Genomic DNA, 12,975 nt, shown 5'->3' with positions numbered 1-12,975 from the left:
GGTCTAACCTAGCCTTTCCTATCTACTTATTTTGTTAGCATATTTGGAAATTCCTCTAGCAACATGTTACTCGTTGTCATATCATCATAATTCCATTTATCCTCTATGAAATGCACTTTATTGTTCTTCACAGCAGGTAGGGAGTTCCACAATGGTTCTTGTTTTAATTCCTCAAATGCCTTTTGGGCCTCTTTATCCGCAGAAATTAATACAAATAATTGATCACCCATAAGTGTCTCATGTAGCGTCTCTTTAGTAATTTCAATATATGGTCCACTATTTGGCTGTAGTGCTTGCACCTTTTCATCCATACTATATCCTTTAGCTTGATACAGTAAACCTGCTACCCCACCTGTTTTCATCACGAACATCTTTTTATTCCAAAAAAATTGGAGTACTACTGCCGTTTCACCTTCAGCTACCTTACCCTCTGCACGAAGCTGCTCCCACATGGCATCGGCATCTTCATTATATTTCTTCAGTAGCTGCTCTCCTTCTTCCTTTTTACCAACAATATCAGCAACGACTGGGAATCGATCCTTTAATGGCTGCATACCATCAAAAACAATAGTTGGTGCAATTTTAGAAGCTTCTTCGACCTCATTATCCATAACATATGACAGCATAATCAAATCTGGCTTTAATGTCAGAACCTTCTCTAGGTTTGTTGGAAAGCCGATATCTGTTGAACTTACTTTCCCGTTATCTTCTAAAACACCGCTCTCGATAAAACGACGATCTACCCCAACAGGCTCTATGCCTAATGCAAGTAAATCACCGATCGAATTGCCCTGAAGTACAATTCGTTCTGGATTTGTAGGAATTTCTACCTCTGCTCCTTGACTATCCTTATAAACTCTTGTCTCAGATGAGTTGGCAGACTGGCTTTCTGCAACAGGCTGATTCTGTCCTGTTGCTTCATTGTTTGAACTGGTAGTCCCTCCCGCACACGCGCCCAACAGCAATGTTATACAAAGTAGCGCTATTGCAGTGAATGAAGTTCTTGAACCTCTATACATATGTATATCTTCCTCTCCTTTATATTGATAATGATTATCACTATCAATATATCGCCATATTTGCCGCCACACAATGGACGATTCAATGATATTTTGAGGACGATGTATAGCATCTTTTCTTTCTTGTTTTCTAAAGCGTAATGGCGATACACCCTTATACTTTTTAAAAAGGCGACTTAAATAATAAGGGTCCCTATAGCCTACATTTTCAGCAATTTCTTTCAATGTAGCATCTGTCTCTACTAATAAATTAGCTGCTATATCGAGGCGCGTTTGAATTACATAGTCAATTACACTATAACCCGTTTTCTTTTTAAAGATGGAAGATAGATGAGGAACACTATAATTCAAATGAGTCGCAATAGATTCTAGTGTTAAATTTTGTGCATAATTCTCTTGTATATACATTATTACCTGTCTCACAAGGTCTGGTTTAATCAGATCTATCCCCTGGCTATGAAGCTGCTGTAATAAATTATGAACAAATTGGTAGAATAATGATTTCACATAAAAGCGATTTATTCCACCAGCCTTCCTCCATTTCTGCTCCATCAATTTAACTTTGTGATAAATAAAAATCGGGTAATTTGGTATATAGCTATATTGCAACAGAAATGGATTACTCCTATCCATGAGTTTTACTATTTCTTGGCTCGTAGGAATAGGCATGGTCACTTTATAAAAAATCAAATAATACTCCAGCTCATCCTCTGTTAGAAAAATATCTAAGATCGTTCCTTTACTACCATGTATGACTTGAAACTGCTGAATAATATACTCAATTTGATTGAGCTGAACCTGCCCCCTCCCACGAGACACAAAAATAAAACCATTGGAAGGCATTTTATAAGACTGTAACGTTTCACCCATTCTCAAAACTTGATGCCTAACATCCAGCACTTTGATAGCAGCATGATCCCACAGGTATATATGGTCATCAACATTCATAATGCACCTAACTCCTCCTATCTATCTTCTTGCTACTATCATTATAATTGAAAATGATTCTCAAATAAAAGCCAAACTACGATTGATGGTAGTTTGGCTTATGAATTATTCATGTTATTTATTTTTTTGCATATTACTAAAGGCTTCTACCACTAAATCAAGCTGCTTCTCTAATGAAACAGGGTCATTAAAGTAGGAAGCATTACTATCCAATATCGTAACCATGTTATTATTCACTGCAGGCAACTCATTCCATAATGTGCTTTCCTTCAGAAATTCAAGCGCTGTGTCTTCTACAAAAATAAAATCTCCTGCATAATCTGGCAATCGTTCAATAGAAAATGAAACGCCCCATTCTTTCGATTCAAGCGCCTCCTTTTGAACTAAGTCGGGCGCATTTAATTGGAATTCCCCATACATGATTTCTCCACCTCTAGAGTAATGATCACCATATATGTAAACCTCTTTATCAGTACCACCCATAATAGAAACCGTCTGTTCCCCTACAACTTCTTGAACAATTGGCTTGTACTTGGCAATTTTCTCATCCCAATTGCTAATCCATTGAGCGGCTTCTTTTTCTTTATTAAGCATCTTACCGAACTCCACTAATTGTTCGCGATAACTCAGGTCGCCATACTTAATGCCAACGGTTGGCGCAATCTTTTCAAAGTTTTCAAAGCCTTCCATGCCATCGAAGGCAATAATTAAATCTGGTTTCAATTCCAAGATTTTTTCAACAGATTTGTTGTCACCAATACTTTCAATACCATCTGTTTTACCCTCAAAATAAGGATGGCTTAACGCAAAATCGGACATGCCAATAGGTTTAATACCTAATGCCAATAAATATCCTGCATAGCTGTCTGCTACAACTACAATACGTTTCGGATTTTTTGGAATCTCTACTTCTCCACTCGCAGCTTGGTATGTAATGGTTTCCACCTGTGTTGCTCCACTTGTTTCACTTTGTGCTTGAGATTGTGAGCCTGAATTTGTATTGGCACCACTTGCGCAAGCACCTAATAATAGCGTCAAACACAGCAATAGTGTAGCTGCAAAATTTGACTTATTTTTTCGAGCCATCTGAAATTTCCCTCCTTCTTTATATCGATAATGATTATCACTATCAATATATCGTTGGAGTGTTTTTTCATCAATGGAGGATTCCATGATGTTTTGTGGAGCATCTTCTAGCATGCCTCGATCCAATACCAGTTTTCTATATTTCCCTGGTGATATCCCTATATGTCTTTTAAAAAGGCGATTAAAATAATGAACATCTGTATAGCCAACACTTGCCGCAATCTCTTTTAAAGGTACATTTGTTGATTTTAATAGCGTTACAGCCTTTTTCATTCTTAATTGCATAACATATTCAACTAAGCTATGGTTTGTCTCTCTCTTAAATACGGCAGATATATGTGACACACTATAATTTAAACGTTCTGCAAGAGGCTCCAGCTTTATCGAATCTGCATAATGTTCTTCCACATACGCCTTTATTTGACTTACCAAACCTGTTTGTTTTAAATAGCTCTCTTGGCTACTTAACTGCTGATATATACTTAATACAATCTGATAAAATAATGTTTTAACTTGCAAACGTTCCAGCCACTGTGATTGTTGCCAGCTTTCATACATAAGCTGTACTTTTTCATAAATAACGATTGGATACTGTGGTGTCAAACTATACTGCACTTGAAATGTATTTCTTTTTTCGAACAAATGAAGAATGCTTTGACCAACAGGATAAGGAACAGAACCTTTATAAAAGATAAAATAGCACTCTAGTTCATCAATAATTTGATTAATTTCTAAAGTCGTCCCTTTGCCACTATGTATAATTTGAAACTCATGCACATGATAATTGGTTTGATCCAGATGCATTTTCGCATCTCCCCGAGTGACTATGAGAAAAACACTTGCTGGTAATTTATATGGCTGCAATGTTTCCCCTATACTGAGTATCCTATGACGTACATCTAATACCTTGATAGAAGCGTGATTCCAGAGTAAAAGGTGGTCTTCTATGTTTATTTGGAATTACTCCCTTCTTAACTATATATTTTTCTATGTATATTATAGGTGATAATCATTATCATTTGAATCATAAATATACTCTCGGCGAATGTCTGTACCTATTACATGCGGATTCAGAACAGGCAATTATACAAACAGTTGAAGAATATATTTACTTTTATAACTATCAACGTTTCCTAAAAGAATTCAGCCATCTGACACCGATAAATATCGACGCCAAATGGCTGCTTAGTTTTTTTAAAAGCTGTTTAGTTGACAAGGGGAAGTCAAGCCTACTCGCTTTATGGTGTATTAAGGACAGGATTTCGATAACCAACCTTTGCATAGAATTTATGGAAATTGCCATATTTATCTTCTAAGACAATGGTTACATAGTCACCTGTAAAGAATTTAGCAGGGTGCGTAAATTCTACATTAATACGCGCCACATTGGTTGCAACTGTTCCTTTTCCTTTTGCCAATGAACTATTAGAACCGTCATTAACTGTCTGAACTACTTGCGCCGCTGTTCGATTCTGAATAACAGATTCTGGTGTTATTGCTGTATCAGATAGATAGTAGTATTTCAATAATTCTCCGTTCTCATAAAGTTGTTTCACTTCTCCTACTAAGTCAAATGTCGCCTGAACTTTTTTATGGTCATTAGTTGTATTCAAATCACTAAGCTGAATTTCCATAAACATTGCATCCAGTGTACGATATAGATATTGAGCAGCATTTACAAACTTATGTCCCTCATAGCCTTGAATAACAAAGTCCCTTACATCCGTAGTATCATCCTTCATTGTCACCGTAATTGTTTGATTTCCAGTATTCGGTGCTAGCGGCTGAATAATTAGTTGACTGTCCATTGTTGTATTCGCGCCTACTGTATAACGTACAGGCTCATATTGGCTCGTTACATCCACATCATTGCCATTTGCATCTTTTCTAGTAATTGTAAGAATATCTGCTAAATCAAGATCGACAGTATCTCCTGTAGATACCAATTTAGACTTACCATCTACCTCACGTATAATTGTTTCGCTAAATGTAATCGTAAAGGTATTATCACTATTACGATAAATTAATCCCGGATAATCCTTATTATCCATCGGTGACTTCATACCGATTCTTGGTGGCGTCCCATCTGAATAGAAATCTTGCTTCATTAAGCCTGATGCCGTTTTGTTATGGTCATTATATTCAACATTTGCCCGATAAATCGTAAAGTTACCATATGTGTCCTCTGCCCCAACGTAAACAACATATTCTGAATGAGGCTTTAATGTTACACCTCTTGCTTCTACTGTTCCAGAAAGACCACTTCCTATTTTTTCAACAGATGGGCTACGTTTTAATTCAGTTGCTAAACGTTGTTCATTTGCTGGCACACTTAAGTTTACATCAGGATTGTCAATCCACTTACCATCTTCATCTTGGATTTTCTTTTCAACAAACCAGTAATGTACCTTTGCTGTTTCATTTGTTTCAAAGCTAATTGTTGCTTTTGTATCTTTATTTTCCATCGGCTTGATTTCCAAGCCTCGGATAAGTGGTGCTTTCACATCGTTAAATACTTCTCTAGGACCTGCCATTCGAGAAATCTCACCACCGCGATCCCTTAATACCATATAAACAGAATAATTATTGAATGGATTTAAGGCATTCTGTGCTACAGATACAGGAAATTTTTGTGTAGCTGTTTCTAAATCGGCTGTACCTGTACCACTTGTCACATAAATATTCTTACCATTAATTTGGAATTTATTCGATCTATCAGCACTACTAAACTCATTAATAAAATCACGCTCTGTAATTTCATGATCTGTTAAATATTGCTGCAATGTTTTTGTTTCACCATTATCTACCACTGTATTTGGTAAAATCATATAGTAGTATGTTCCAGCTTTATTTGGTCTGAATTCAACTTCCGCTCGTCTAAATCCATCCAATTCATCAGCCCTATTAATAACATTTTCAATTGTTATAACAGGCGCTACTGTATCTGTATGTTTATATTCTGCATAGTTACGAACCGGGTCACCTGGCTTCACTGTGCCAGTATTTTCAAACGCATTATCCGCTAAATCTTTAACACCTGGTAATACTGTTACACGCAACGTATCACCATTAACAAACCCCGTATCAGATGGTATTGTTAATAAAACTTTTTTATCTCCTGCTTTATACTCTACAGCTGATGGTTTGATTCCTTTTTCTCCAGTTACGTTAACAATAACTGTACCCGTTAATAAATAATTGTTAATATCGTTCGCACTTTCTGGATCTAATGCTTCACTAACAGTAAGTTCAAACTGATTATTGCTTTTCCTTACTAACTTTCCTTGTTCTACATATGGATGAACACTATCAAGCGCACCAGTTTTAAAATCTTTTACTGCAGGAGGGTCTATCGAAAAGTTACCTGAATTATCTTTCATCACAACGTAAAGCTGATATTCTGTTTCTGCATCTAATCCCGTTAGAATGCCTTTTATGCCAAGTTCACTAGCTTTTGCTTGGCCTTTTCCTGTAGAGTTAGCAACTATATCAGCTGTTGTTGGATCAGCTGCTGAAGTTTTCTTACGTACATAGTAGTAATAGTCTCCTGGTTCACTAGCTGTAAAAGTAAATTCAGCGCGTGTTCCTCCATGTAATGGCGTTACTTGTAGAGATTTCACTACAGGTGGTGACGCATCTTTCATTTGGAACTCTTGAGAAGCTATATCTGATGCATTTTTCGAGCCGTCCACAACCATGATGTAGATGACGTATTCTTTTTTCTCACCTAAATTGGAAATCTTGATTGAGTTGGTTCCTTTGATGGCTGCCGCAGTTCCATTTGCTACGTTCTTATTTGAGAGGCGGTTGACCATTTCACTTTTATTTGGTGCCTCTGCGCCTTTTTCACGCACAATATAATAGTACGTACCGACTTCATCTGAGGTGAAATCTGCTTGAATTTCGCTACCATTTAGGACTTTTACATTCGTAATACTAATGATTGGTTTTGTTTTATCATCAGGATTCTGGTTCTCATTATCGTCCTTATCGATTGGTTTGCCATCTGGATCTGTAATACTACCTACATTATCTTTATCATCTAAGAAATCATCAAAGATATTATTCGGTGACTCGTCTTTAGGCAAAATAACTTTATCAATATACGTATAATCTCCAATATCAATCTTGCCATATGAATTATCAACAAATAATGTGCCAATTCGACCATCAATATATAGCTCAAGATCTGTGTAGCTATTGTAATTGATCCAATCGATATTTCCTGATCCATAAATTGTAAGTTTTGTTTCTGTATTTAAATTTAACGTGCCAATATCGCCTTGAATTTCAAACTCACGCACATTTCCAATGATATCTACACGTGGTAGTTTTGTATTTGTTTCAATTTTCGTACCTGTTTGAGATACTACTAGTCGAGAAACACTGCTGTTATAAAATTCTAGGTACTTCTCAACATTTTTCATTTCCTCTTTTTCTTTAGACCAGTTGACGAATGGCTTGTCGTTATCAGTATTTGGTTTTGTCCAATTTTGAAGATCGTTCGAATTGTTATTTGACGAGTCTTCTCCCTTATTGTTATCTGGATTCGACCAATTGATGAATGAGATATTGTTACTTGCCACACGCCCAAGAGCTAATGGTTGATTATAAGTAGCCCCTAAATGCAATGGTGGGCGGATTGTTTCGTTGACATACATGGTCCCTGTCAGCGTCATATTCGAGAATTCGATATAATTGCCATTTACTACAATCGTTGCACCGAAAGAACCGTAATCGCCATCAAAATCGAGCGAACGTGAGCTTGTTCCACTTGCATTAAGAGTCAATTTTGAAATGGAGCGAATTCCCTTACTCGATAAATCACCCTCAATGACGGCACCTTTTAAAACAGGTGCATTATATTCGTTAAAAATATGTGCAAGGCTTTCTGGAATTGTATAAGATTGACCATTTATATAAACAGCATCATCATCAACATTTGTAATTTTGTAAGATGTTTCATTATTTTTCTTCTCTTGTGAACCCACTACAAACGAGGCAAACTGTCCGCGAGTAACAGGATCAAATGGAGAAAATGTAACAGGTGTTGTGCCTTTCGTAATATTCAAATCGATTAAAGTTTGAATATAGATGGCATTGTTTGTTTGGCTATTCACATCTTTGAAAATATTATTGTACGAAGAGGATACCTCTAGATGGAACCCTACTACAACCATTTTGGCTAGTTCGCCTCTTGTAAGTACTTCATTTGGCATAAACGTGCCGTTTGAATAGCCAGACATAATGCCTGCATTTTGCAAGGCCGCCACGTATTTATAATATTGATTGCCCTTTGGAACATCCTTATAGTAAGGATCTTGGATATTTTTTGTATCCAATTTTAACGCAGTTGCCAGCATTTTCGCTGCCTCTCCACGAGTTACACTGACATCCGGACGGAAAGTATTATCCGCAAAACCGCTCATTACGCCTTGAGAATATAGTTTTAATATTTCATTATAATTATCCGAGTATTGGTTAATATCCGTAAAGGGAGAAGTAGCCGCTGCCGCTATCGGTGGAGGTACTACAACAGCAATCCCACTTGAAGCAAATACTGTTGCAATCAAGGCTTTATTTACTTTTTGGATTTTAGATTTATCCATTCCACTCTTCCTTTCGCTTATGTATTTTGATACGTTCAAATATCATATTCCTCATACTCTTTATATCGACCATAGACTAGTGAACCTTCATAGATAAATCTAAAATAGTCAGGTAAAATTCTTGATACGTATAATAGTTTCAGACTATGCTACCCTCTTTGTCGAAAAATAGTTTCAATTCCCCTTAGTAACCAGGTAGGAATGATTTATAGGGATTACTTTCAGACTTCTTATGAGCGGCGGCAGCTCTTTCTTGATCACTTTCAGACTCCTTATGAGCGGGAGCAACTCTTTTGCGATCACTTCCTTACTCCTTATGAGCGGGGGCAACTCTTTTTTGATCACTTTCTTACTCCTTATGAGCGGGAGCAACTTTTTTTCGATCACTTCCTTACTCCTTATGAGCGGGAGCAACTTTTTTTCGATCACTTTCTTACTCCTTATAAGCGGGGGCAACTCTTTTTTGATCACTTTCTTACTCCTTATGAGCGGGGGCAACTCTTTTTGATCACTTTCTTACTCCTTATGAGCGGGGGCAACTCTTTTTTAATCACTTCCTCACCCTCTTTGAGCGGATTCCTCACTTTTGTGATCACTCCCACACTCCTCATTAGAACAACCTAATTATTCCTAATCATTTCATAAGGATTCTACCCTATTTGTATTCCCCACCAAATATCAAATGAACTTCACTCAAGCACTCAACAAAAAAAGCCAAGGAGCATCGGTGCTCGCTTGGCTTTTGACGATATATAGGCATACATCCAGTCGTACTTGGGGTGTCATAAGGGAAAGGGGGATAACCTTACGTCTTGTCAAGTCGATCAAGAGATGTGGCCCGAGTTACATATCATTTGAACATGGTTTAAAAGTCATATGGCGGATGACTTACACATAGCTTGCCCAAATGATGTTTGCATTAATCATTACCCCAAAAATTTGAGTTGTAAGCTCTTTTGTTATATTTTTTTAATTCATTTTTGAGACTGCCACTTTTACTTGGTTGCGTCCCTCTTGTTTCGCAAGGTAAAGTGCATTATCAGCCGCTTCAATTAGCGCCTCCGTTGTATCTGCCATTGCGGGATAGACCGCTATTCCTGCAGATAATGTTACTGGTCTACTACATGGGCTGACTGTATCGGCCAAAATTCCTCGTAGTTGTTCAGCCACTCGTACGGCTTCCTCTGCTGTCGTATTCGGCAAAAGCATGACAAATTCCTCGCCCCCGTATCGGCAGCATATATCTCCTTTACGGGCTACAGATTCCATATGTCTAGCTAAAAATTGTAAAACTTTATCGCCAATTGCATGACCATATGTATCATTCACACTTTTGAAGTGATCTAAATCTAGCAAAATAATGGCATGCGGTACCTTATTTGTTAACCACTCAGCAAGCATTGAATCCATTGTTCGTCTATTCGTAATACCCGTCAATGGATCAACTGTAGATTGATCCTTGAAAAAAGAGACCTGTCCATGTAAAAACGATAAACTTCGAACCAATGCATTCTTCAAAGAATACGCTTCAAAGTACCATCCACTAACAGATTTTAAACCTTCTACATTTTTCTTATCTAGACTTTCCTCTGTCAAAGATGCTAGTTGCTGTAAGGGATTAGCAATGCGTGCTGCAGCCCAAAGTACAATAATAATCGAAACAACCATAAGGGGTACAGATTTTATAATGACTTCCTGTACACGATCAAATGAAGGTGCTAATGCTACATCTAATGGTTTCTGCGCAACAACGCCCCACCCTGTCGTTGCCACTGCACTATAGCCAGCAAGCATTTTTACCCCTTTTGTGTTCTCAACTAGCTGGGCACCATCCTTGCCAGATATAACAGCTTGAACGACTTTATTTTTCGTTACAACATCATTAATACGGCTTGGATCTTGATGATAGATAACACGTCCATCAGAATCAACTACATATACGTAAGAACCATCCTTACTATAATGCTCTCCCAATAAGGTTTTAAAGGCATTAGGTTCCTTTAAATAAATAGTGCCAGCAATCATTCCCAGATACTCATTGGACTCTGAGAAAATAGGATGCGATATAAAAATGATGAGCCGTCCTGTCATCGCCTCATAGGGTTTAGAGATGAGTGGTGTCTTTTTGGCTAATGCCTCTTTAGCACCAATTGATGTTAAAACCTCTCCTTTAATTTCTATAGATGGTGGGGAGACAGACAAAACAAGTCCCTTTGCATTTGTTATGACCACCGAATTGAACATTTGATTTTGCAATCTCAAACGCTCCGTTTCCTGATTCAATGCTTGTTCATCATCCATTTTTGTGTTGACCTGATTCGCACTATATCCTAAGATTTGAAAAGCTTCATGTAGATAGGAATCAGCAGTTGATGCCAATTTTTGAGCATAAACTCTATTCGTTTCTAGCGTATTTTCCTTAATAGAATCAACGTTCATCCTATAGCCGCCCCAAACACTACCAATGCTTGTGAAAAAGAATGCGGCCATCGCTACGCCCATTATAAGATGCTTTAATTTTAACTGATGCGATTTCATTTCTTCCCTCCTATTTACGTTGTTTTTATATGTATATTTTGAAAGATTCTTTAAACAATTAGTGCTTATTATAAGCAAAGACTCCTATAGGTAAAAGTATCATTTCATAATTGTGTAAGAAGAATCCAACACACCTCTAGGATTGTATCAATAAAAGAGGTCGTATCATATAGAATCTAGTAAACAAAATTCCAACATTTTAGTTACTTAGTTTAAATATTCCAACAGCTGACGCTAATTATCTGAAATTTGATAGAAAATCTAAATTCTAAATTTTTTTACTTTTATTGTTATTCTGACATATAAAAGTTGAAGCGTTTATTTTATAATAAAAATTAGCGTAGGCAAGTTAAGATTCAATCTGTTATAATACTCATTAAAATATAATAAACTGTAATAATACAGTATATAAAATACGCTTTTCACACAATGGGGATTATGAGAAAAGCGCTACTCTGCCATCATCATACAGATGGTTGTGTAGCCTACACAAAAAGGGGTTGGAAGATTTGGGCATTTTAAAGGGGTTAAAAATTCTCGATTTTTCTGCATTACTACCAGGACCAATGGCCACAATGATATTTGCTGATTTAGGAGCAGATGTCATCCATGTTGAATCTTCAAAGCGTGTTGATTTAACACGAATTATGCCTCCCTATGATGATGATCATGAGGCATATATTCATCAACATTTAAATCGATCAAAAAAATCAATTACGTTAAATTTAAAATCACCAGAAGCTATCGACATTGTTAAATCACTTGTACAGGAATATGACGTTATTATCGAGGGATTTCGACCTGGAGTGATGCAACGACTTGGCATTGGCTATGAAGCTCTTAAAGAAATAAATCCTAAGGTTATTTATTGTGCGATTACTGGCTATGGACAAACAGGGCCTTATAGTAATCGACCTGGACACGATAATAACTATCTATCCTTAGCAGGCGTACTCGACTATTCGCGCCATAAAGATAAAAAGCCTGTTTCGATGGGAGTTCAACTAGCTGATATAGCTGGGGGAACTATGCATGCCGCAATTGGCGTGCTGGCTGCTGCACTTCATCGTGAAAAAACAGGGGAAGGACAATTCATCGATATAAGTATGACAGACGCTGTCTTTTCACTTAATGCTATGTATGGTGCTGCCTTTATTGGAGGTGGGCGTGTTCCACAGCCAGAGCAAGAAATTTTAAACGGAGGCAGTTACTATGATTTTTACAAAACAAAGGATGGACGATTTTTCTCTGTCGGTAGTTTAGAGCCTCAATTTCGCAAATTGCTCTGTGAAGCACTCGATATTCCTGAGTTGATCGATAATACCTTCAATGATTCCTACTATACGCAAATTCGTTTTAAAGAAGCTGTTCACGATGCCTTTTTGTCCAAGACATATGAGGAATGGCTTGAAGTATTTAATGAGGATTTTGAAGGTTGTGTTGAGCCAGTTCTAACATTTCCTGAAGCATGTGAACATCCGCAGCTAAAAGCACGGGAGATGATCGTGACTATTCCCAAAAGCGATGGGACTATGCAAAAACAAATTGCCTCTCCGTTTAAATTTGATGGTGCACAGCCTGAATACAAGCATGTTGGTGCTAAGTTAGGCGAGCATAATGAGGAAGTTTTATTATCTCTGGGCTTTGATGCTGAACAAATCGATGCTTTGAAAGAAAAAGGCGTTTTAGAGTAAAAAAAGGTGTCTAATACTGTGACGTATTAGACACCTTTTTTAGTGTTGAAAAACAAAACAGTCAATTGAAAGGTAGAAATG

General features: G+C 37.2%; 7 protein-coding genes. 2 read left to right on the top strand and 5 right to left on the bottom strand.

The window, feature by feature from the left end; all coding sequences use genetic code 11:
* Positions 1 to 26 precede the first annotated feature (26 nt).
* Positions 27 to 1,967 carry an AraC family transcriptional regulator gene (locus ACEVFT_RS04980; protein WP_393948498.1) on the bottom strand — a complete coding sequence of 647 codons (1,941 nt, stop codon included), beginning with the start codon at positions 1,965 to 1,967 and terminating at the stop codon, positions 27 to 29.
* Between the two features lie 114 nt (positions 1,968 to 2,081).
* Positions 2,082 to 3,857 carry an ABC transporter substrate-binding protein gene (locus ACEVFT_RS04975; protein ID WP_393948496.1) on the bottom strand — a complete coding sequence of 592 codons (1,776 nt, stop codon included), beginning with the start codon at positions 3,855 to 3,857 and terminating at the stop codon, positions 2,082 to 2,084.
* A gap of 185 nt (positions 3,858 to 4,042) precedes the next feature.
* Here ACEVFT_RS04975 and ACEVFT_RS04970 point away from each other — a divergent pair, with 185 nt between their 5' ends.
* Positions 4,043 to 4,369, top strand: coding sequence for an IS3 family transposase (locus tag ACEVFT_RS04970; RefSeq protein WP_393948494.1), 327 nt, complete (start codon positions 4,043 to 4,045; stop codon positions 4,367 to 4,369).
* On the opposite strand, the gene ACEVFT_RS04965 is transcribed toward ACEVFT_RS04970, so the two are convergent.
* The 3 genes from ACEVFT_RS04965 to ACEVFT_RS04955 all read right to left on the bottom strand — a co-directional run bounded on the left by ACEVFT_RS04965 (position 4,292) and on the right by ACEVFT_RS04955 (position 11,200).
* Positions 4,292 to 8,662 (bottom strand): S-layer homology domain-containing protein, encoded by a 4,371-nt coding sequence (locus tag ACEVFT_RS04965; RefSeq protein ID WP_393948492.1) that lies wholly within the window; start codon positions 8,660 to 8,662, stop codon positions 4,292 to 4,294. The genes ACEVFT_RS04970 and ACEVFT_RS04965 overlap by 78 nt on opposite strands.
* Positions 8,663 to 8,836: 174 nt before the next feature.
* Positions 8,837 to 9,133: a hypothetical protein gene (locus ACEVFT_RS04960; protein ID WP_393948490.1), complete on the bottom strand. Its 297-nt coding sequence runs from the start codon at positions 9,131 to 9,133 to the stop codon at positions 8,837 to 8,839.
* 498 nt (positions 9,134 to 9,631) lie between these two features.
* A complete protein-coding gene (locus tag ACEVFT_RS04955; protein WP_393948487.1) occupies positions 9,632 to 11,200 on the bottom strand; it encodes a sensor domain-containing diguanylate cyclase in 1,569 nt (522 codons plus the stop codon).
* Between the two features lie 509 nt (positions 11,201 to 11,709).
* Here ACEVFT_RS04955 and ACEVFT_RS04950 point away from each other — a divergent pair.
* Entirely contained in the window at positions 11,710 to 12,894 is a 1,185-nt protein-coding gene (locus ACEVFT_RS04950) for a CaiB/BaiF CoA transferase family protein (protein WP_342442202.1), read from the top strand.
* The last annotated feature ends 81 nt before the right edge of the window (positions 12,895 to 12,975 follow it).

The sequence above is a fragment of the Lysinibacillus sp. PWR01 genome (genome assembly GCF_043359455.1).
GTDB lineage: Bacteria > Bacillota > Bacilli > Bacillales_A > Planococcaceae > Lysinibacillus > Lysinibacillus fusiformis_F.
The sequence above is the reverse complement of the archived record's forward strand: the minus strand, read 5'-3'. Positions and strand labels throughout refer to the sequence as shown.